We start from the raw sequence: 19,514 nt of genomic DNA, 5'->3' as shown, positions 1-19,514 counted from the left end.
ATTTTCAAGGAGCAAAATTCGAGTGAGCGGCATTTTTCGACACCGTACCAGTGACCGAACGAGCCTAGACGAATGAGTGTTTTGGTAAGTCGCCGCAAGGTTATTGCAGGCTTAGGAGTATTGAGTCTCAGCCTACTGGCCGGCTGCGATTCTGGAGGTAGGCCGCTGTACAAGTACGGCAAGGATCTGAGTGATCAGATACTTGGGCGCACATTCAAGTTAACGGATACCGACGGCTATGAGACGTCGCTCTCAAGCTTTCGCGGCATGATGCCAATGGTGATATTTGGCTTTACCAAATCCCCTTCGATCGTCCCCACTGCCTTGGCTCGCGCGGTAGAAATCAAAAAAATGATGGGCAAAGACGGCGAGCGTTTTCAGGTCATATTTGTCACCTTAGACCCCGAACGGGATACCCCAGCGATATTGGATGCCTACGTCAAATCCTTTGATCCGTCATTTGTTGCCCTTTACGGCACGCCGAAGGAAACGGCCGCCACCGCGAAAGAGTTCAATGTGGCCTACGAGAAAATTCCCAGCGGATCGACGTACACACTGTCTCACTCAACCACGAGCTATGTTTATGACTATAGGGGGACGCTGCGCCTCGGCCTGTCTCAATCGCTTTCTGCGCAAGAGTGCGCGGAAGATTTGCTGAACCTTATGGAGATCTGCGAATGATCTCCAGTGCGCTCCCTTCGAAATTGATGAATGACATAACGACCGAGCACTTAGGTCTAAGGCATTGAGCTCAAGTTAGATTCGATTGACGCTAAACCGCTGCCTGTATTCGCCCGGGGTCAACCCAGTAACCCTGATGAAAATTTTGCGGAACGCGCCGGGGTCGCTGTAACCAACTTCCCACGCAATAGCCTCGATCGGCAATGTACTGAATTGCAGCATCTCACGGGCACGGCCAACTCGCAGCCTCTGGCAATAATCGATGGCGGTGAAGCCCGTGGCCTTGCGAAAACGCCGCAAAAACGTTCTTTCTTCCAAGCCGGAGCGCAGAACCAGCGACGCAAGGGCCGTATCTTTCGCACCCGTCGCCTGTAGCCAATGCTGGACTTTCAGAACCGGGGCGTCGCCATGAGTCAGGTTTGGAGAAAAAGCACTGTAGTAGCGCTGCTCTCGGCCGGGCGGATCTACCAGCAAATAATGTGCGGTTTCCGCCATGATGACCGGCCCTAGAAAACGGTCGACCAACTTCAAGCCGAGATCAATCCACGCCATCAGCCCCCCTGCACTGATGATGTCGCCGTCATCAATGACAAGGCGGTCGATATCAAGATGCGCATCGGGAAACCTTCGCCGAAACAAGTCGGCATGGTCCCAGTGCGTGGTGACCGATCGCCCCGCCAGCAGACCGGTTTCAGCCAACAGGAAAGCCCCTCCGCAGACAGAACACAACGTTGTGCCCGCGCGATGATGGCCGAGGAGCCAGTCAACAAACGGTGCAGCTTCCTGCGACGAGACTTGCGTACCCAAGCGAGGTGGCATCAATAGCACTGTAGGAGAGCCGCCGGCCTCCCCCGCCTTCTCCCCGACTCTGACAGGTGTGCCACTGGGTCCCTCAACCTGCCATTGGCTGACCTGCAGGAAAACGCCCTCCTCTTTGTAGTGCTGCGCCGCAAAGCGATCCGCAACCCCGAATAGATCAATCAAACCGTGCACGGCCGCAAGCTGTACGCCAGGAAAAAGGACGATGCCGATTTCAATTGTGAGAGGTCTGGTCATGTGTCGGTATTCACCCTGTTTATGTCGATATCGCCACGAGACACTATCACGCCTGCGAATCATCATGTCAAAAGTTTCACCACCAAACGAAAGGGGTAGGAGATGACAAACGAAGTAGCAACAGTCGCAACTCCAGAGTGGCGAATTGCAGGTGAATGGCTGGACGTCTGTTCGTGCAACTCACCGTGCCCATGCACGTTCGCTCAACCTCCCACAGGCAATCATTGCGAAGTGCTGTGGGCGTACCGAATCAATGAGGGTCACTACGGTCCGACACCCATGGCAGGCCTGAAAGTGGTCCTGCTCGCAAACTTCACCGGCAACCTTTGGGACGGCGCTTGGCTGGATGCAGGCGTATTCCTCGACTCTGCCGCCGACGATGCACAGCGAGCGGCCTTGGCGGCAATTTTCACCGGCCAGGCCGGCGGCTGGATGACACAGTTCGTACCAACGCACGTGCGTGAGCTCAGGGGTGTCGAGTTTGCGAAGATTTCAGTCGACATCGAGAGCACGCTCGAACACTGGCGGGTGACCGTCGATGACAAGGTCGAAGCGAGTGGCCAGGCCATGAAGGGGCCGACCTCCGATCCGACCAAACTGCTGCAGAGCTTCAATCCACCCGGCAGCGAAGTCGGTCCCACCGACGCGCCCGTGACTTGGGGCAAAAGCGTTGCGGGCCGTTGGAAGGCATTTGGGTTCGATCAAAACATCCCGGCCGGCCAAGCGAGTAAGCATATCCCCTTCGACTGGCACGGACCGGACGCACCATGATGAAATCGGTCCTCTCCGCTTCACGATCCGCAGCTTCTGCGCTCGGGCGGGGTCAAGCGGGCTTAGGCTGGACGATAGTTGTCGTTGCGCTCAGCCTCGCCGCCTGGTTCGAAATGCTGGTGGTCATGGGTGACATGGATGAGGGGCCAGGAACCCCGCTACACGGCTTACCCGCCTACCTTATTGGTTGGGTTGTCATGTTGACGGCAATGATGCTGCCGTCAGAACTCAACTACATTGCGGCGTTTGCCGCCATGCTGAAGTCCCGCGGAGGAAAATCACTTGCACGAACGCGGCGCATGGCTTGCTTTATAGCGGGCTATGGCGTCGCCTGGATCGGCTACGGTTTGGCGGCCTATCTGCTGGACTATGCGATTCGTGCCCTCAACCTCGAGTTTCTTGCGTGGTACAGCGCTGGTCCCTATTGGGCTGGCGCTGTTTTGATTATCGCGGGAATCTTCCAGGTCTCGGCCTTGAAAAATGTTTGCCTTACGGGATGCCGTTCGCCGCTGTCTTTTTTCGCTCAATATTGGCGAGGGGGCGATTTCGGGGCTGTTCTGATGGGCGCGCGACACGGCATGGTCTGTGTGGGCTGCTGCTGGGCAATGATGGCGGTGATGTTCGCTGTCGGCGTCATGAGTCCTATCTGGATGGCATTGCTGACCCTGTTGATGTTCGCTGAAAAGGTACTGCCCAGTGGGCATAAGCTCGCGATTCCAATCGCCGTGTTCCTCGGAGCCATGGGGATTTGGATGGCGCTGTCACCCGACACAGTTCCGTTTCTGAAAAACCCTATGACAGGCACCATTTGCAAGCCGCATGTGCACTGACTTACGGAGTGAATTCGTTTTCCGTAATGGGGACGGCGGCATTTTATGCCGCCGCCCTAGTCTTTTGCCCATCGCAGCGAACTACGCCATCTCGCCATTGGGCGAGAAGCGTTGTGCATACTCCTTCGGGCTCACGCCAATCCGCCGCACGAAGGCTTTTCTCAGGACATCCACGCTGTGGTAGCCACTCCGCCGCGCGACCTCTTCCATAGACCGTCCACCCAGTTCAATCGAGCGACAGGCAGCTTCTATTCGTACGTCCTCGACATACTTCGCCGGCGTGGTCTGCAACTCTCGTTGGAACAAGCGGATTAACGTCCTGACGCTGGTGGAGAACTTGTCCGCGAGTATTTCTACTGTCAGGTCCGAGTGCAGGTGTTCCGCAATCCACAGGCACAACTCATCCAGATTGGAACCAGGAACATGCTGTGATTGAAGAGCAACGCTGAACTGCGCCTGCCCGCCAGGACGCCGCAGAAAGAGGACAAGATTTTTCGCGATCTCCATAGCCACTTCATCGCCCAAATCTTCGCTGACCAACGCAAGCGCAAGATCGATGCCGGCGGAAATACCGGCTGACGTGTAGACGTTGCCGTCCTTGACCCAGATCGGATTAGGATCGACCTGCACCTGGGGGTAGCTATCGGCCAGGCTTCGCGCCATACGCCAATGAGTCGTTGCCCTGCGACCGTCCAAAAGTCCTGTCTCAGCCAGAGCGAACGCCCCGACACAGATCGAACACACCCGCCGAACACTCTCGGACTTTGTTCTTATCCAATTGATAGCGGACTCGTCCACCTGCTCCTGAGCTTTCCAGCCCGACGTCACGATCAACGTGTCAATTGCTTCGTTGTCACTACGTTCTTGGTCAAGCGTCTTGTGTGCCATCAGCGCGATGCCCGTGCTGCTCTCCAGGTGCTCGTTGGCGCCTGCAGCGACCAGCTCGAGTAGATAGGGTGCGGTGTCACCGCGATGCAACCGATTAGCAAAGGCAAACACCTCAGCTGGGCCGGTCACATCGAGCGAGTCCACTGGAGGCAACCCCAAAATCACCACTCGCTTTTGCTTGGCACTGATAAGCGGATGGCTTGCTTTCGTTGACTTGCTCACGGCTATCTCCCCACACATACGAGATAAGCATATTGGCACAAAAAGACCGAAAATAGTCAATTACGCCAAGCAAAAATACCTAGACTGAACTTCAACCCGATTCAACGCTGAGGAAGCAATCATGAGTACACCAATCATCATCGGTGGCTTCAGTGCTCCAGACTCTGAACTCGCCCGTAAAGCGTCTGCCCTCGTCGAGCGCGTCCACTCAAAGGCGCTTTTGCACCACGTGCACCGGACATGGTGGTTTGCCGAATTCCTGGGCCAACAACGTGGTCTGAAATACGACCGCGAGACGGTTTACCTCGCCGCGCTTTTACACGATCTGGGACTGACAAACGAATTCTCTGCCGACCAACGCTTTGAAGTCGACGGCGCAGATGCCGCTAGCCGCTTCCTGCTTGAGAACGGTTATTCGAAGTCGAAAACTGAACTCGTGTGGGATGCAATCGCGCTTCACTCGAGTGCTGGCATCGCCGACCGCAAACAGCCGGAGATTGCCCTCATTTACCTCGGCGCCCATGTCGACGTTATGGGGCTGAACATTGAGCAGATCACGCCTTCGCTGATCGAAGATGCCCTCGCACTCTACCCTCGTATCGGGATGAAGGCCGCCTTTACCGAGGCAGTTGCCGAAGTCGCCCGGAAAAAACCTTTTACTGCCATCGGCACCGGGCTCGCTGACGTCGGACGTCGCCACATCCATGGTTTCGATTGCCCGAACGTGTGCGACCTGATTGATAACGCCCCCTTCGACAGCTGACAAACGACGTTGCGCAGCAGAACGCTCTACGACACTTCAGTCTTGATAAGACCTGACGCAGTGTCCTCCGCCGAGCAACGTGCGATCACCAACACCGGAGAATTTATCATGCAGCAACGTAAGTATCTCGTCACCGGGGCCACCGGGAAAACAGGCGTGTATACCATTCGTTATCTCCTCAACGGAGGGCACGCGGTACGAGCTTTCGTTCACAAAGAAGACGAACGTAGCGAAGCACTAAAGAATGAGGGCGCCGAAATATTTGTTGGCGATCTCTTGGAGCATGACGACATCATCCGGGCGATGGATGGGATCACAGGTGCTTATTTGTGTTACCCCGTTCGGCCAGGCTACATCCAGGCGACTGCCTACTTTGCAGATGCTGCTAAACGAGCGGGCGTCGAGGTCGTCGTGGAAATGTCGCAGATTTCTGCTCGTGAAGACTCGTTGAGCCACGCGGCCCGCGACCATTGGATTGCCGAGCGCATTTTCGACTGGTCTGGTGTGCCGACCGTCCATATCCGCCCGACGTTCTTTGCTGAATGGCTGATCTTCCCGTGGGTCCTTGATCAGATCGTTAAAGAAGACAAGATCACGCTGCCATATGGTGGTGGAAGACACGCGCCGATTGCCGCTGAAGATCAAGCTCGATTTATCGCCACCGTTCTCACGCAGCCTTCTGGTCATATCGGAAAGACCTACCCACTTTATGGCCCGGTCGAACTGGACCACGAAGAAATTGCCGATGAGATCAGCAGCGTTGTAGGCCGAACTATCACCTACAGCCCATCGACCATCGAAGAATATAGCAAGCACTTGGAGACCTACAATCTGCCGGACTTTTTGATCCAGCATTTCCTTGCCGTTGCTATCGACTACCAGAACGGAATTTTTGCTGGTGAAGATGGAGTGATTGGCGAGGTGACGGGTCAGCCTCCACAAACAGTTAGCGACTTCGTTCGTGCTAATAAAAAAGCATTTGAGTCGTGATTTTTTTTGGCGCATGCGTTGGGTGTTTGTTGTCTTCGCATGCTCCATTTTTAACTCTTGGATTGACTGGGTGCAGGCGTCATCTGACTGGCTGCCGGCTGTATTTCACTTCCTGCGGCCAAACTAAATCAGGTAAGCGTAAACATTTTCATTAAGGTTTTTTCGACGAAAAAATCCCTAACCACAACTCTCCACAGAGGTACCTGCAATGAAAATCAGTGGCAATACTATATTTATTACAGGAGCAACTTCTGGCATTGGACGCGGGCTTGCCGAGGCCTTTCACAGTAAAGGAAACAAGGTAATTATCGGCGGCCGCCGCAAGGCACTGCTGGATGAAATCACCCAAGCCAACCCTGGTATAGATTCGGTAGAAATCGACGTGAGTAACCCGGCGGAGATCGCCAGCGTCGCGGCAGATCTCATCCATAAGTACCCGGAATTGAATGTCGTCATCAATAACGCCGGCATCATGCCGTTCGACGATGTAACGGGCCCGCTCGACGATGCACAATCCACTTACCTGGTAGACACGAACCTGCTGGCACCGGTACGTATCAGTGGCGCGTTCATCGAACACCTGAAACGCCAACCACTGGCGTACATCATCAACAATAGCTCCACGGCTGCTTTTATTCCGATGGCAATGTTCGCGCTCTATTCCGCGACCAAAGCCGCCATCCACTCTTATTCGCTTTCCCAACGCTTCGCGTTGCGCAACACCAGCGTGCACGTCCTGGAAATTGCGCCACCTTGGGTTGATACCGACCTCGTTTATAAAAGCGGTGACGAACGCGCCTTGCAACTGGAGCCCTTCATCGAGCAAACGATGGCGTTGCTGGAGACTGCGACAACCGAGGTCGTCGTTGATGCTGGCCGCCAACTGCGCAATAGCGCAGGCCCGGGCGAACACGATGTCGTGAACTATCTCAACCAAATGTTCATTGACCATCCACTTCCGAAACCTTGACCTCGGGTCGGCAGGCCATCAAGCCATCGATGGCCTGCTGATTGCGCCAACGTCAACATTCCACGCGGGAAATTTTACCTTGAGTCTTTTTAACGATTTCAAACTGGGCGACCTGGTTCTGAAGAACCGCTTCGTCATGGGCCCGATGACACGCTCCCGTGCTTTTCAAGACATCGCCACTGAACAAACGGCGCTGTACTACACCCAACGCGCAACAGCTGGCTTGATAGTTACCGAAGGTACGCCTATCTCGCGAGAGGGCCAGGGCTACCTGTTCAACCCAGGCATTTACACGCCAGAGCAAATTGTTGGCTGGAAACTCGCCACTGATTCGGTGCACAGCGTCGGCGGCAAGATTTTCGCCCAGTTGTGGCATGTGGGTCGCGTCTCCCACACCTCGCTTCAAATCGACGGTGCCGCCCCTGTCAGCGCAACCGGGAAGGCTGCAAATGGCGCTACAGCCTACGCCTACACCGAGAATGGTGAGCCAGGTTTTATGCCGACATCCACGCCCCGTCCCTTAGCGACCGACGAAGTACGCCGCGTGGTCGAAGACTTCGCCCAGGCCGCTGCTAATGCCATAGAAGCTGGCTTCGATGGTGTTGAGCTGCATGGCGCCAACGGCTATCTGCTCGAGCAGTTCATCAACCCGATGGTCAACGACCGGACCGATCACTACGGCTCGCAGAACCTGGAAAACCGCCTGCGTTTTGTTTTCGAAGTGGTGGACGCTGTGTGCGAGCGCATCGGCGCAGATCGTGTGGGCATCCGTATTTCGCCTTACGGTCAGTTGATGGACATGCCGCTCTACCCGGAAATCGACGAAACCTACATGGCCCTCTGCGCGGGTCTGGGCGAGCGAAATATTGCCTACGTTCACGTCATGGATCAAACACACTTTTTCCTGGCAGCTGAGAATTCGATAGCCCGCGAGGATGCATTGAAGGCACTCCTACGCAGCTGCCGCAAAGGCCTGAACACGACCGCATTGATCCTGGCTGGAAACATGACACTGGAGCGTGCCCGCGAATTGGTCGAAGCCGATCTGATCGACTTGCCGGCGTTCGGCCAACCCTTTATCTCCAATCCCGACCTGGTGGCGCGACTGCAAAATGGCTGGCCGCTGACGCCGCCGGATCGTGACACCTACTATCAGGGCGAAGCCGAAGGCTATATCGACTACCCGCCGTACGCGGGATAGGTTACCGCTTGGATGATTGCCCCCCCAGACCAGAGTAGGCGGCGAAACCTGCTCACTTTGGCTAGGGGCATTGCGTATCGCGTTAATGGATAGGTGAGCCCAATGTCTGAACAAACCCTGGCTGTACACTCCCCTTACGATGGCACTGTCATTGGCAAAGTGGAGGTCTCTACCCTGGCAGATGTGGAGCAGGCGCTGGCTGTCGCGCATAGTATTTTCCGCGACCGTAACCAGTGGCTGTCAAAGCCAAAGCGCATAGAAATCCTGCACCGCGCCGCCGAGTTGATCAGTACGCGCAAGGTACAGATTGCGACCCAGGCCGCCAACGAAGGCGGCAAACCGTTGAAGGACTCCATCACTGAAGTAGAGCGCGGCATCGACGGTATCCTCAACTGCATCGAAGTACTTCGCACTGAAGCCGGTCATGTTGTCCCCATGGGCTTAAACGCTACTTCCGCAAATCGTGTGGCGTTCACCCAATATGAACCTATCGGCGTAGTCGCCGCGGTCTCGGCGTTCAACCATCCGTTCAATTTGATTGTGCACCAGGTGATACCGGCCATTGCTGTCAGCGCGCCAGTGATCGTAAAACCCGCAGCCAACACTCCGCTCAGTTGCCAGACCCTGCTCGATATTTTGGCTGAAGCTGGCCTGCCAAAAGGCTGGGCTCAAATGGTGCTGCCAACTGAAAACGCTATTACCGGCAAGTTGGTTTCTGACCCGCGAGTAGGTTTTTTTAGCTTCATTGGGTCCGCTGCCGTCGGTTGGATGTTGCGTTCGACCCTTGCCCCAGGCACTCGTTGTGCTTTGGAGCACGGCGGCGTGGCGCCGGTGATCGTCGCTGCCGACGCTGACCTTGACGACGCCCTGCCACGTATCGCCCGCGGCGGTTTCTGGCACGCCGGACAGGCATGCGTCAGTGTGCAGCGAGTTTTCTGTCACCGCAGCATCGCCACACAGGTCGCGGTGCGTCTAGGCCATATAGGTAATGCTTTGATGGTCGGTGATCCAGCTAGCATCCATACCGACGTCGGCCCACTGATCGCCGAACGAGAAGTTGAGCGAGTTGGCCAATGGGTCGATGAGGCCATTGCCGGTGGTGCACGCTTGATCACAGGCGGTAGTTCGCTGAGTCACAACTGTTATGCGCCCACGGTGTTGTTAAATCCGCCGATTAACTCGAATGTGATGCAGAAAGAAGTGTTCGGACCGGTGATCGCGGTGTACGCCTACGAAGACCTCGCAGATGTAATTAAGCTGGCTAACGCCCTGCCGTTTGCCTTTCAGGCCGCAGTGTTCACCCAGGATCTGGACACCGCCATGCAGTGTTACCAGAACCTTGACGCTACTGCCGTCATGATCAATGAGAACACACTGTTCCGAGTGGACTGGATGCCGTTCGCCGGAGCGCGGTTGTCCGGTCATGGCGTAGGTGGGATCCCGCACACCATGAAGGAAATGCAAGTCGAGAAGATGATGGTCTGGCGCTCTCGGGCAGTACTCGGTTGAAAGCATGATGCTTGGCCAGACAAGCTTCTGGCCGAGATTCCCACCGCATAAAACTTCCATAGGCGCGAGGTACTCGCCATGAGCCAAAGACTGAATAGAATCAAAGGTATTTTGGCTGCAGAAGCCAAGGCTATCAGCAGTGTTGAAATCGACGATCGTTACGACCAAGCCATTGAACTGATGAAAACCTGTGAGGGAAAACTGATCATCACCGGCATCGGCAAAGCGGGGTTTATCGCTAAGAAATTCGCGGCGACGCTTTGTTCAACGGGAACCCCTGCTGTCTACATTCATCCCGCAGAGGCCGCTCATGGTGATCTCGGCGTCATCGAGAAAAATGACCTGATTTTTGCGTTTTCTACCAGTGGGAAAACTCGAGAAGTCATTGAACTGATTAAGTTCAGCCGGCACCTTACTTCCGGGAAAGTTATCGCTATCACTTCTCATCCAGAAAGTGAACTCAGGGACAACGCTGATCTGGTTCTCGATATGGGAATTATAGAAGAACCCTGCTACTTGGGCTTGACTCCAAGCGCGAGCATCGCAGTCATGAGCGCGATTAGTGACGCTATTACTCTAACGCTGATGGAGGAAAAAGGAATCACGCGCCACGATTATGGTATTCGCCATCATGGTGGTTACCTAGGCCATAAGGCCAGGCTGGACAATGAATAAAAACTTAAAGCGACCGTAACCAATGAATCGTAGCAATCTGTACGGTATCGATTTTAATTTGTTAGTCATTTTTGAGACGCTGTTTCAAGAGCGGAGTATGGCTGGTACCGCGGAGAAGCTGTCGCTAAAACAACCGGCTGTCAATGCAGCGCTGAAGCGCTTACGCACACTGCTTGATGACCCCTTGTTTGAGTACATTGGGCGGAAGATGGAGCCCACAGCCATGGCAATACGCGCTGCACATATGCTTACCCCAGCTCTGGATTCAGTCTGTACTGCAGTGAGTGCGATGAGCAACGTTAAGCCAATGATCAGCCCTGTTGAGTTTCACATCGGTGTCAATCTTGACATTGCACCCGCTCCGCTCTCTACGTTGACCAAGAGAATCACGTCAGCAATGCCTGGTGTAGGGTTAGTCGTACGGTATACAAGTGCCGAACAAATGTCTGAGATGTTAATGTCTGGCGACATTTCAGTGGGTGTAGGCCACGCACCCAATTTAGCGCCTGAACTACAGAAAACCGCACTCGGAAAAACTGCTATCTGTCTTGTTTGGCGCCGCGCAGATGAATCTGATCCGGCCGAGGTCTGGCTTCGAAGTGAACTATTGAAATGTTTCAACGAGAAAACCTAAACCCCATAGCCCTTACGAGATCAGAAAAGGAACGGATGGCCAATGTCGATCTCAAGATGATCACAGCACTGCACACGTTTACTCGCTCGTTCAACATGATTGGCGGACCATCGGTAACATTGTCTTGTGGCGTGGGTGAAAGCACGACTCCTATTGTGTTTCAGCTGGTAGGAGCGCAATTTTCCGAGGACAGGCTACTGAATCTTGGCCACGTGTTTCAGCAGAGTACCGAATGGCATCGCCGTCGCCCCGACCTCGCATCCTGAGGCAGCGCGTGCCTAACCAAATCCCGCGCGAGGGAGTGTCTGATGAACGCTGTTATAGAGCTGTACGGCGCCCAAACCGGCAACAGCCTGAGGGCTGCAATCGCCTTGGAGGAAGCAGGTGTGCCGTACACGGCACGCCTATTGAATCTGCGGGCACTTGAGCACCGCGACCCGGCGTACCTGGCGCTCAATCCCGCTGGAAAAGTCCCGACTCTGGTTGATAACACATCAGTACCGGCACGGATCATCAATCAATCAAACGCAATCATTCAGTTCGCCGACACTAGTGCTCCCGGCCGGCTAGCCCCCGCACAACTTGGATCGGAACGTGATCGGGTTTTTGATCGGTATTTCTTTTTCGTGACTGACGTCATTGCGCCTAGCCACGCAGCTTTCTTCTTGCGCCAAACTGGACTTGACGATGCAGCTGCAAAGATCGAGCGGCTTGTCATCGAGCAACTGGTCTATTCGGAAAGTTTTCTTACCGACGCCTTCATGGCTGGCGATCATTTCTCCATGGCAGATATCTCAGCGTTCACCATTGCTGCATCAGTACGTGACAAATTGAACTGGGCAACGCTGCCTCGCTTATCGCGGTGGTTCAATGCAGTCGATGCTAGACCTGCCGTACAACGGGGAATAAGAGCTTTCGAGAAGCCGTAGTCGCAATCTTGGGGAGCACTCCGACAACCAGATTCTCGGCCCACGTGCAAACTCTAAATTTGACAGGCTATCGCGACTTTCGCAGCAGGATTGTTGCGCGAGATACTGCTGAGCTATCTACCCGCGTTCTTTACAGGCTGCGTACTTTGCTTGATCGCCGCTATTGGCATATTGACGGTCAGACAGAAGGAAAAGAAAGCTGCATTAGTCCAGAACGCGTGATGAATCATGCCTATGACTCCGAGGGAACTATAGGCTTGGACGGAGGCTGTCGTTCACGGAAGCAGAATGTGTGGAAGTTTAGGGTGACCGGTCGGAAGTCGTCCGGATCGACGTCGCCATAGAACCCAGCATATCGGCCGATGATTTTCTCCAGCCTGCTCGGTTCATGCCTCAGAAGGTAGGTTTGGGGTATTGCTTGTCGGTGCTGGAGGCCAATATCAACCGGACTCCGTCGGCTCGGTGCCTTTGCCGAAATGGTGGGAATATTCCATTGGGCTCAAGCCGAAGCGGCGCGTAAATACCCTCCTGAGCACGTCGACGCTGTGGTAACCGTTCCGGCGACTGATGTCGTGCATCGATTTCTCGCCAAGCGCAAGCGAACGGCAGACAGCCTCCAGCCGGACGTTTTCGACGTATTTTGCAGGTGTGGTCTGCAATTCTCGCTGAAACATTCGTATCAACGTTCTGACGCTGGTTGAAACTCTGGCTGCCATTATCTCGACTGTGAGATCCATATGCAGATGCTCACTGATCCAGAGGCATAATTCGCTCAGACTTGAATTGTGCGCATGCTGTGACTGAAGCGCGAAGCTAAACTGCGCCTGTCCGCCCGGACGATGCAAGTACAGAACCAAATTCTTCGCTATCTCCATGGCGAAGTCGTTTCCAAGATCTTCACTTACCAGCGATAGCGCGAGGTCGATTCCGGACGATATGCCAGCCGACGTGTAGACATTGCCGTCTTTCACCCAAATGGGAGACGGATCGACCTGTACCTTGGGATAGCGCTCCGCCAAGCGTCGTGCCACGCTCCAATGAGTCGTCGCCCTGCGGCCGTCCAGAAGACCCGCGGCAGCCAGCGCGAACGCCCCAACACATATAGAGCACACGCGCCGCACAGTCTTCGAGCGCGCTCGAAGCCACTCTATGGCTTCCTGGTCGATCTGTTCGAACGACCTGGAACCCATTGTCACGAGCAAGGTGTCAATGGGTTTGTTCGCACGCCGCTCTTGCTCGAGTGTGCTATGCCCTCTGAGTGCAATACCTGTTTCGCTCTCGAGGTGCACATCAGCGGCAGAGCTAACTAGTTCGAGCAAGTAAGGGGCAAGTCCACCGCGGTCCAGTTGATTCGCCCACGCGAATACTTCCGCTGGGCCGATCACGTCGAGCGCGTCCACCGGTGGCAAACCCAATATGACAATCCGCTTTTGCCTCATGTTCGCAGGCGGAGCGGCTGGTTTCGTAAATTTTCTCATTGGAGGAGGCCCCGTGCGTCCGGGCTTAGAGTGAACATTTGTGGCAGAAATAGTCTTGGATCTGTCACTTGTGCTCCGTCCGAACAGCTTAGACTGAAATTCGCTGCCCCTCGCATTGCCTCGGCGAACCTGCCATTCGTGAGCACGTAGATAGACGCGGAGAACGGAAATGTTTGGCACTGGACACCTGTCACCACCCGAAAGTCCCGAGGCGGTCGCAACAGCTATTCGCCAATTTATGCAACATCTGAGGACATAGCTCTAAGGAGATGCCTGAAGGGCTGTTCGCCCTATGACCGTCGCTTGTGGGCCAAGTGGACAGGCCGGTTGCTGCAGAGGCTTGTGGCGTGGGTGGGAGCCAAGCGCACTATAACGAACCTTACCCAATCGGGGTAAGACGGAACGAGCGAACCGAGCATTCGCTTTGCAGTGTCAGTGCTAACTATTTGTTTAGGAGGTAAAGATGCGCTTCTTTCCGAAGGTAGTTGCTGCGCACAAGATTGATCCCGATAAGCGAGCGAGTGCAGTTGATTTCGTCAACCGAGTCAATTGGCTGTTCGAGACATGGGATCTCGAGGAAATGATCAGTTCATTTACTGCTGATGCGAAGGTCATTCATTTCAAGGGTGAAGTAAGCGGCGAATCCAACATCCGCCATTTTCTCACTGAGATCTATCCTTATCTGGTTCCAGGAATCAGTCGTTGCGGCTCAGGTCACATTGTTGATGAAGAAGAAAATGGACTCATCGCAGTCCGATATCACAACCTTCTTGTGCGCTACGCAGTACCGGAAGACGCTCCGAAAATGAGCGACGGTGAGCTGACCGAGAGCGATTATCTACCGATGATCTGGATGTATTCGCCAATGCTTGATCGACTTCGCGAGACCGAAAACGGTTGGAGGATCGCCGAGCGCTACATCGGCGGCTCAACGACGAATCGCCGACTGACGCCGCCAGATATCTCTGCCGCTGCAATACGACCTTTCCTGCCTGGTACTTAAGGAAAGCCAAGAGCGGGCTGCTCGGGCTGGCCAGCACTGGACATCCCGAGCAAGGGCCTTCGATCCTTCTATTGCACTGCCCCTGGAGTTTTGAATATGAAGATCAAGAATTCAGTCGTGTTCGTGACGGGAGCGAGTCGCGGACTCGGCCTGGCATTTTCCCGTGAGGCGCTCGCTCGCGGTGCTAAAAAGGTCTATGCAGGGATCCGCAACCCCGAAGACTTCACGGAGCCCGGCCTCGTTCCAGTCAAGCTCGACGTCACCGATCCAGAGTCCGTCATCGCGGCGGCAAGGATCGCATCCGATGTGACTCTTCTGGTGAACAATGCCGGGATTGCGGAGATCACCGAGTCGCCGTTTTCCGAAGGCGCAGATGATCAAACGCGGCGAATCTTCGAAACGAATTTTTATGGCCTTATGCGAACGACTCGTGCGTTTCAGGCTTCCCTTCCCAGCAATGGCACGGGCGGTATCATAAATGTATTGTCCGATGTCACCTGGAGAAGCGTGCCAATGCTTGCACCGTATTCAGCATCGAAGGCAGCGGCATGGAGCTATACCAACAACATCAGGGTGCATCTTAAAGAAAGAAGCATTCAGGTGGTCGGTTTGCATGTTGGCTTCGTAGATACCGACCTCACGAAGGGTTTCGACGTGCCGAAGGCGAACCCGATGGACGTAGTCCGCCAAGCCTACGATGCCCTTGAGGCGGGCGAAAGTGAGGTTCTGGCGGATGAAGGTACTCGTGCATTGAAGCAAACGCTTTCGTCCAAGGTTCCAGCGTACATCGATCCTGAAATTCTCTAGTCGAGGGACGCATGAACTGAATCTCGCTCGCGATTCAGGCACTTTTCGATCAAATTCAGCTCATTAAAACTTTGAACCAGTCTCGCGCCATGTGCTGGTTGCACGTGCCGATAGTGAATGCTTCAGAAATGTCGTTAAGGGCCCTGTCACCTAAGAGCATCAGAGGAATGAGGTACTGGGTGATTCGGAGACTCGATGGCTCAAGCTGAGCATCGTATAAGCGAGTGATCTGCCGACTCGCCTTCCTTATTGCGGAACAATTGCACTGATCGATACCTAACGATTGGCTAGCCGGCAGCACCTCTATATTGACTCTCTGCTACTGATGATTGCTTAAGCATTTGCGTACTGGTTACGCATAGACATCTCGGTATTTTTCAATGAAAGCCTGCACGGACAACGCGGGCGTGCCGGTGCCCCTTTCCACTACGTCATTCACACCCGAGAAAACGCCCTCTTAGTAATCCTGAGCGACTTCAACCAGATGCCGTACCAAGGCTGGCAGAAACTTGTAATCCTGCGTCAGGCCCGCTGTGCAGCGGGGATTAAAAGCGTTCGAGGATCTGTAACGCTGCCGGCTGAACTGTTGGACTCCGGGTTTTCTTCTGAGTAACGCATGGGTTTCGATCTTCGCAGCCCCCCCCATAGACGAATGTGCTTCTTGAGAACGACCGGTGACGCTTGGCAGAGGCACGTGAACAGCTGTGAAAGTCGGGGCCCGCGCGTGGAGTGATGATTCGGTATGCCTACAAGGCCAGAATAGATCCGCCTCAAAATTTGGCACAAATCATCCAGAAACAGTCAATTCTTACCTATGAAAAACACATAGAGTCGGTTTCGGCTAGCTCCTACTGGTGGATGCAAGATATCCGGTATCCAGCCCCCCCAGTAGCGGCAGCCCAGGAAATCAGCCGTAGAAACCGACCTGTCGGGTCGGTTCGGAAAAGATCCAAATACTCACGGAGGAGGCTTTCTGGTTGGCCAAACGCGATGTGATACATCGCTTCATATGACGATAATAATTTAAATAACAAGCTCGCCATTGACAGTGACTAGGCTGGGTAGAAGTTCAAACCGAGGTAACGCGAGCGATGCCTTTTGCGGCAAGCACTTCGCTCGGAATCACCCGGTTGCGAAAAGAAGCAGCCAGTCCCGTCCGTAGCTGTATCGGGCGCAGGCTAGGAGCCGGCAGGCCGCTAGTTCTCCTGTTGTTCAGCGATGTTGAATACCTCGGTCGAATGAAGACTGACGAGTGATTCCTTGGAGCTTGAAACGCACGGTACGCGAGGCGAGAGCCGCTAAAAAGCTGTTGAATTCATCGTTCGACAGCTCTCACTTTCTTGCAATCGTAGTGGCGATGAGTGCCACAAAAAAGGAGTACCTATGATTTCCGGATGGCTCTCGAGCGTTCTCGCCCGTCGTAACATTCACTACGGCTGGGCCATGATCGCGGTCACTTTCTTAACCGCCCTGATCAGTGCTGCATCGGTAGGTGCACCGGGTGTCTTCATTGTGCCGATGCAGATGGAGTTCGGCTGGAACACTGTGGAGATATCCTCCGCCCTTTCGATCCGTTTCGTGCTCTTCGGGCTGATGGCTCCTTTCGCCGCCGCACTGATGAACAGATACGGCTTGCGCCATGTCACCCTCACTGCATTGACGATCATTGTGGTCAGCCTATTGCTTTCGCTCGGCATGACGAAGGTCTGGCAACTGGTAGTCTTGTGGGGCGTCGCAGTCGGCATCGGCGCTGGCATGACCGCGTTGACACTCAGCGCCACTGTCGCGTCGCGTTGGTTCAGTGCTCGTCGAGGTCTCGTCGTTGGCGTTCTCACCGCCAGTACAGCGACTGGGCAGCTTATCTTTATGCCGATTCTCGCAAGCATCACCGACCAATGGGGATGGCGCTGGGCTCTCGGTTTGATGTGCGTCATGTTGGTGATTGCTGCATTGGCGGTGCTGCTGGTAATGCGTGATCGTCCGAGTGACATGGGCTTGAGGCCCTACGGAGATGTCGGAACTGATCCGATCACTGTACCTACGTCAAGCAGCGCGTCGATCATCGCCGCCTCAATCGGCGCCCTGCGCGACGCCGCAAAAACCAAGGTGTTCTGGATCCTGTTCGGAACATTCTTCATCTGTGGCGCGACAACCAACGGCCTGGTGCAAGTTCACTTGATCCCGATGTGCGGCGACTTTGGTATTTCGCAGGTGAAAGCTGCCGGCTTACTCGCTGCCATGGGTGTATTCGATCTTGTCGGTACCATCGCGTCCGGCTGGCTGTCCGATCGCTTCGACAACCGCCACCTGCTGTTTTGGTATTACAGCCTTCGTGGATTGTCATTGATCGTGCTGCCTTTCACTGACTTCTCGATCTACGGCCTTTCATTGTTCGCTGTGTTTTATGGCCTCGACTGGATCGCGACCGTTCCTCCAACCGTGCGTCTTGCGGCCTCCCGTTTTGGTGCGGAGCGCGCAGGACTTGTATTCGGGTGGATTTTTGCCGGTCATCAAATCGGTGCGGCCGCCGCCGCTTTTGGGGCCGGTTGGTCACGGGTGACACTCCTGAGCTACCTGCCTGCATTCTTCACAGGCGGTGCGCTTTGTCTGATCGCTGCGGTAGCCATCATGACGATCAGACAGCAGGAAAAGAAAATCGCAACGACAGTCCCAGCTGCGAGTTGAGCAAAACGAGATAGGTCAATTCATGCGGTTGGTGGCTCCGTTCGCGCAAACCGCTAGGGTGTCGAATTCTGATGCTTTTCGTTAAATCCTTAGCTCAGGGAGGAGCACACACACTGAAATTCGGCAGCACATTCATCTTCATATAGGCACCTGCACATGAATACGCTTTTAACTCGCCGCAACGTGATCGCAGGCATGGGTGTGCTCGGCCTGGGCATTTTTGTAAGCTTCAATAGCTTCGCTTCGACCTTTAAAAACGGCTGGGATTTGAGAGGTCAAACTCGCGGACGTTCGTTCACCTTGAACGACACGCAAGGCAATCAAAAGACACTGTCGAGCTATCAGGGCTCGGTCGCGATGATTTTTTTTGGCTTTACCCAATGCCCTGCCGTTTGCCCTATCACACTGTCCAAAGCCGCAAAAATCAAAAAACTTTTAGGTCCTGATGGCGACCGACTGAAGGTCGTCTTTATCACGTTAGATCCGGAGCGCGATACGCCAGCCGTCCTGGACGCCTATGTAAAAACTTTCGATCCAACGTTTGAGGCACTGTATGGAAGCCTCGAAGTCACGGCGGCAACAGCTGCAGAATTTGGCGTCATCTATGAAAAAGTCCCCCTCGGCGAGACCTACACCATTTCTCACACCGCAATGAGCTATGTCTATGACTCCAAGGGGACGCTGTGTCTTGGGTTGAGTCAGTCGCTCACGGAACAGGAATGCGCGGAAGATCTACTCACTGTCATTAAGGTCAGCTAATGAAATCTCAATCCTACAAAAAATCGCTCATCAAGCCTCTGGGGCAAATCGCGCTTCTTTTTTCTCTGCTGGGAATGGCCTGGCAAGCGAGCGCTCAGACCAAAATTGAAGACGCATGGATTCGGGCAACCGTGCCTGGGCAGCAATCAACCGGAGCATTCTTGAAGGTTACGTCCAGTACGGACAGTAAACTGGTTAACGTTCAATCCCCGGCTGCAAAAATGGTCCAGATTCATCGAACGACCATGCAAAACGAAGTGATGCATATGGACCCCGTTGATTCGGTCGCGTTACCTGCTGGCAAAACCGTCGTCTTTGACCCAAGCGGCTACCACGTGATGTTCATAGGGTTATCCGCCCAAGTGAAGGAAGGTGACAAAGTGCCTCTGACACTGACAGTGGAAGACGCTACCGGCAAGAAGGAGTCAGTCAAGCTGGACGTCGATGCACGAGCACTGAATGCGTCTGACAGCGACGACATGAAGTAACCCTTCCCCTTCTCACTCGACGAAATTTGATCCTGGCAGTTCGGCTACGATTGCCAGGATCTGCGGCAAAAAACTTGTCAGAAAGTAAAACCTGAACACCTTACTGCGCCAACAATGGGAGATTCGCGGTCTCATCCAGACGCTGAGTTTGGCGCCCGTTTGCACCGCACCCTTT

20 protein-coding genes are annotated in these 19,514 nt (G+C 54.5%); 17 read left to right on the top strand and 3 right to left on the bottom strand.

Annotated features, from left to right (window positions below; all coding sequences use genetic code 11):
- Window positions 1-72: 72 nt before the first annotated feature.
- Complete coding sequence (locus tag TK06_RS04725) at window positions 73-681, top strand: SCO family protein (protein ID WP_063321045.1); 609 nt, start codon at window positions 73-75, stop codon at window positions 679-681.
- Between the two features lie 75 nt (window positions 682-756).
- On the opposite strand, the gene TK06_RS04720 is transcribed toward TK06_RS04725, so the two are convergent.
- Complete coding sequence (locus TK06_RS04720) at window positions 757-1,737, bottom strand: GlxA family transcriptional regulator (RefSeq protein WP_063321044.1); 981 nt, start codon at window positions 1,735-1,737, stop codon at window positions 757-759.
- 102 nt (window positions 1,738-1,839) lie between these two features.
- On the opposite strand from TK06_RS04720, the gene TK06_RS04715 reads away from it, so the two are divergent.
- Window positions 1,840-2,508, top strand: coding sequence for a DUF1326 domain-containing protein (locus TK06_RS04715; RefSeq protein ID WP_008075253.1), 669 nt, complete (start codon window positions 1,840-1,842; stop codon window positions 2,506-2,508).
- Window positions 2,505-3,338 (top strand): DUF2182 domain-containing protein, encoded by an 834-nt coding sequence (locus TK06_RS04710; RefSeq protein WP_008075252.1) that lies wholly within the window; start codon window positions 2,505-2,507, stop codon window positions 3,336-3,338. The genes TK06_RS04715 and TK06_RS04710 overlap by 4 nt, the downstream gene beginning before the upstream one ends.
- Before the next feature lie 81 nt (window positions 3,339-3,419).
- On the opposite strand, the gene TK06_RS04705 is transcribed toward TK06_RS04710, so the two are convergent.
- Window positions 3,420-4,466 carry a GlxA family transcriptional regulator gene (locus TK06_RS04705; RefSeq protein WP_063321043.1) on the bottom strand — a complete coding sequence of 349 codons (1,047 nt, stop codon included), beginning with the start codon at window positions 4,464-4,466 and terminating at the stop codon, window positions 3,420-3,422.
- A gap of 103 nt (window positions 4,467-4,569) precedes the next feature.
- Here TK06_RS04705 and TK06_RS04700 point away from each other — a divergent pair, with 103 nt between their 5' ends.
- From TK06_RS04700 to TK06_RS04660, 9 genes are all read left to right on the top strand, one after another.
- Entirely contained in the window at window positions 4,570-5,211 is a 642-nt protein-coding gene (locus TK06_RS04700) for an HD domain-containing protein (RefSeq protein WP_024777177.1), read from the top strand.
- A 108-nt stretch (window positions 5,212-5,319) separates the two neighbouring features.
- The gene (locus TK06_RS04695) at window positions 5,320-6,201 is read left to right on the top strand and encodes an NmrA family NAD(P)-binding protein (protein ID WP_063321042.1); all 882 of its coding nucleotides are present in this window, start codon (window positions 5,320-5,322) and stop codon (window positions 6,199-6,201) included.
- Between the two features lie 208 nt (window positions 6,202-6,409).
- The gene (locus TK06_RS04690) at window positions 6,410-7,171 is read left to right on the top strand and encodes an SDR family oxidoreductase (RefSeq protein WP_024777175.1); all 762 of its coding nucleotides are present in this window, start codon (window positions 6,410-6,412) and stop codon (window positions 7,169-7,171) included.
- 79 nt (window positions 7,172-7,250) lie between these two features.
- Window positions 7,251-8,372 carry an alkene reductase gene (locus TK06_RS04685; RefSeq protein ID WP_063321041.1) on the top strand — a complete coding sequence of 374 codons (1,122 nt, stop codon included), beginning with the start codon at window positions 7,251-7,253 and terminating at the stop codon, window positions 8,370-8,372.
- 102 nt (window positions 8,373-8,474) lie between these two features.
- The gene (locus tag TK06_RS04680; protein ID WP_063321040.1) at window positions 8,475-9,881 is read left to right on the top strand and encodes an aldehyde dehydrogenase family protein; all 1,407 of its coding nucleotides are present in this window, start codon (window positions 8,475-8,477) and stop codon (window positions 9,879-9,881) included.
- Window positions 9,882-9,959: 78 nt separating this feature from the next.
- Window positions 9,960-10,556 carry an SIS domain-containing protein gene (locus TK06_RS04675; protein WP_008071439.1) on the top strand — a complete coding sequence of 199 codons (597 nt, stop codon included), beginning with the start codon at window positions 9,960-9,962 and terminating at the stop codon, window positions 10,554-10,556.
- Between the two features lie 22 nt (window positions 10,557-10,578).
- The gene (locus TK06_RS04670) at window positions 10,579-11,190 is read left to right on the top strand and encodes a LysR family transcriptional regulator (protein ID WP_008071437.1); all 612 of its coding nucleotides are present in this window, start codon (window positions 10,579-10,581) and stop codon (window positions 11,188-11,190) included.
- A gap of 35 nt (window positions 11,191-11,225) precedes the next feature.
- On the top strand, window positions 11,226-11,456 hold the full coding sequence (locus TK06_RS04665; protein ID WP_008071435.1) for a hypothetical protein: 231 nt from the start codon (window positions 11,226-11,228) through the stop codon (window positions 11,454-11,456).
- A 42-nt stretch (window positions 11,457-11,498) separates the two neighbouring features.
- Complete coding sequence (locus TK06_RS04660) at window positions 11,499-12,119, top strand: glutathione S-transferase family protein (RefSeq protein WP_063321039.1); 621 nt, start codon at window positions 11,499-11,501, stop codon at window positions 12,117-12,119.
- Between the two features lie 440 nt (window positions 12,120-12,559).
- On the opposite strand, the gene TK06_RS04655 is transcribed toward TK06_RS04660, so the two are convergent.
- A complete protein-coding gene (locus TK06_RS04655) occupies window positions 12,560-13,597 on the bottom strand; it encodes a GlxA family transcriptional regulator (protein WP_024777169.1) in 1,038 nt (345 codons plus the stop codon).
- A gap of 463 nt (window positions 13,598-14,060) precedes the next feature.
- Here TK06_RS04655 and TK06_RS04650 point away from each other — a divergent pair, with 463 nt between their 5' ends.
- From TK06_RS04650 to TK06_RS04630, 5 genes are all read left to right on the top strand, one after another.
- Window positions 14,061-14,600: a hypothetical protein gene (locus TK06_RS04650; RefSeq protein ID WP_008071431.1), complete on the top strand. Its 540-nt coding sequence runs from the start codon at window positions 14,061-14,063 to the stop codon at window positions 14,598-14,600.
- 96 nt (window positions 14,601-14,696) lie between these two features.
- A complete protein-coding gene (locus tag TK06_RS04645; RefSeq protein WP_008071430.1) occupies window positions 14,697-15,407 on the top strand; it encodes an SDR family oxidoreductase in 711 nt (236 codons plus the stop codon).
- A 1,383-nt stretch (window positions 15,408-16,790) separates the two neighbouring features.
- Window positions 16,791-18,092, top strand: coding sequence for an MFS transporter (locus tag TK06_RS04640; protein WP_008071429.1), 1,302 nt, complete (start codon window positions 16,791-16,793; stop codon window positions 18,090-18,092).
- A gap of 156 nt (window positions 18,093-18,248) precedes the next feature.
- On the top strand, window positions 18,249-18,851 hold the full coding sequence (locus TK06_RS04635; RefSeq protein WP_063321038.1) for an SCO family protein: 603 nt from the start codon (window positions 18,249-18,251) through the stop codon (window positions 18,849-18,851).
- Entirely contained in the window at window positions 18,851-19,339 is a 489-nt protein-coding gene (locus TK06_RS04630) for a copper chaperone PCu(A)C (protein WP_063321037.1), read from the top strand. Before TK06_RS04635 ends, TK06_RS04630 begins: the two co-directional genes overlap by 1 nt.
- Window positions 19,340-19,514: the final 175 nt, after the last annotated feature.

It is taken from the genome of Pseudomonas fluorescens, assembly GCF_001623525.1.
GTDB classification, from domain to species: domain Bacteria; phylum Pseudomonadota; class Gammaproteobacteria; order Pseudomonadales; family Pseudomonadaceae; genus Aquipseudomonas; species Aquipseudomonas fluorescens_Q.
The sequence above is the reverse complement of the archived record's forward strand: the minus strand, read 5'-3'. Positions and strand labels throughout refer to the sequence as shown.

Bases quoted from the DNA above. Each gene is read 5' to 3' on its own strand.
- TK06_RS04715 (WP_008075253.1), top strand. From the start codon at position 1,840: ATGACAAACGAAGTAGCAACAGTCGCAACTCCAGAGTGGCGAATTGCA.
- TK06_RS04690 (WP_024777175.1), top strand. From the start codon at position 6,410: ATGAAAATCAGTGGCAATACTATATTTATTACAGGAGCAACTTCTGGC.
- TK06_RS04655 (WP_024777169.1), bottom strand. From the start codon at position 13,597: ATGAGAAAATTTACGAAACCAGCCGCTCCGCCTGCGAACATGAGGCAA.
- TK06_RS04670 (WP_008071437.1), top strand. From the start codon at position 10,579: ATGAATCGTAGCAATCTGTACGGTATCGATTTTAATTTGTTAGTCATT.
- TK06_RS04665 (WP_008071435.1), top strand. From the start codon at position 11,226: ATGGCCAATGTCGATCTCAAGATGATCACAGCACTGCACACGTTTACT.
- TK06_RS04645 (WP_008071430.1), top strand. From the start codon at position 14,697: ATGAAGATCAAGAATTCAGTCGTGTTCGTGACGGGAGCGAGTCGCGGA.
- TK06_RS04705 (WP_063321043.1), bottom strand. From the start codon at position 4,466: ATGTGTGGGGAGATAGCCGTGAGCAAGTCAACGAAAGCAAGCCATCCG.
- TK06_RS04725 (WP_063321045.1), top strand. From the start codon at position 73: ATGAGTGTTTTGGTAAGTCGCCGCAAGGTTATTGCAGGCTTAGGAGTA.
- TK06_RS04660 (WP_063321039.1), top strand. From the start codon at position 11,499: ATGAACGCTGTTATAGAGCTGTACGGCGCCCAAACCGGCAACAGCCTG.
- TK06_RS04710 (WP_008075252.1), top strand. From the start codon at position 2,505: ATGATGAAATCGGTCCTCTCCGCTTCACGATCCGCAGCTTCTGCGCTC.
- TK06_RS04695 (WP_063321042.1), top strand. From the start codon at position 5,320: ATGCAGCAACGTAAGTATCTCGTCACCGGGGCCACCGGGAAAACAGGC.
- TK06_RS04700 (WP_024777177.1), top strand. From the start codon at position 4,570: ATGAGTACACCAATCATCATCGGTGGCTTCAGTGCTCCAGACTCTGAA.
- TK06_RS04680 (WP_063321040.1), top strand. From the start codon at position 8,475: ATGTCTGAACAAACCCTGGCTGTACACTCCCCTTACGATGGCACTGTC.
- TK06_RS04635 (WP_063321038.1), top strand. From the start codon at position 18,249: ATGAATACGCTTTTAACTCGCCGCAACGTGATCGCAGGCATGGGTGTG.
- TK06_RS04720 (WP_063321044.1), bottom strand. From the start codon at position 1,737: ATGACCAGACCTCTCACAATTGAAATCGGCATCGTCCTTTTTCCTGGC.
- TK06_RS04675 (WP_008071439.1), top strand. From the start codon at position 9,960: ATGAGCCAAAGACTGAATAGAATCAAAGGTATTTTGGCTGCAGAAGCC.
- TK06_RS04640 (WP_008071429.1), top strand. From the start codon at position 16,791: ATGATTTCCGGATGGCTCTCGAGCGTTCTCGCCCGTCGTAACATTCAC.
- TK06_RS04630 (WP_063321037.1), top strand. From the start codon at position 18,851: ATGAAATCTCAATCCTACAAAAAATCGCTCATCAAGCCTCTGGGGCAA.
- TK06_RS04650 (WP_008071431.1), top strand. From the start codon at position 14,061: ATGCGCTTCTTTCCGAAGGTAGTTGCTGCGCACAAGATTGATCCCGAT.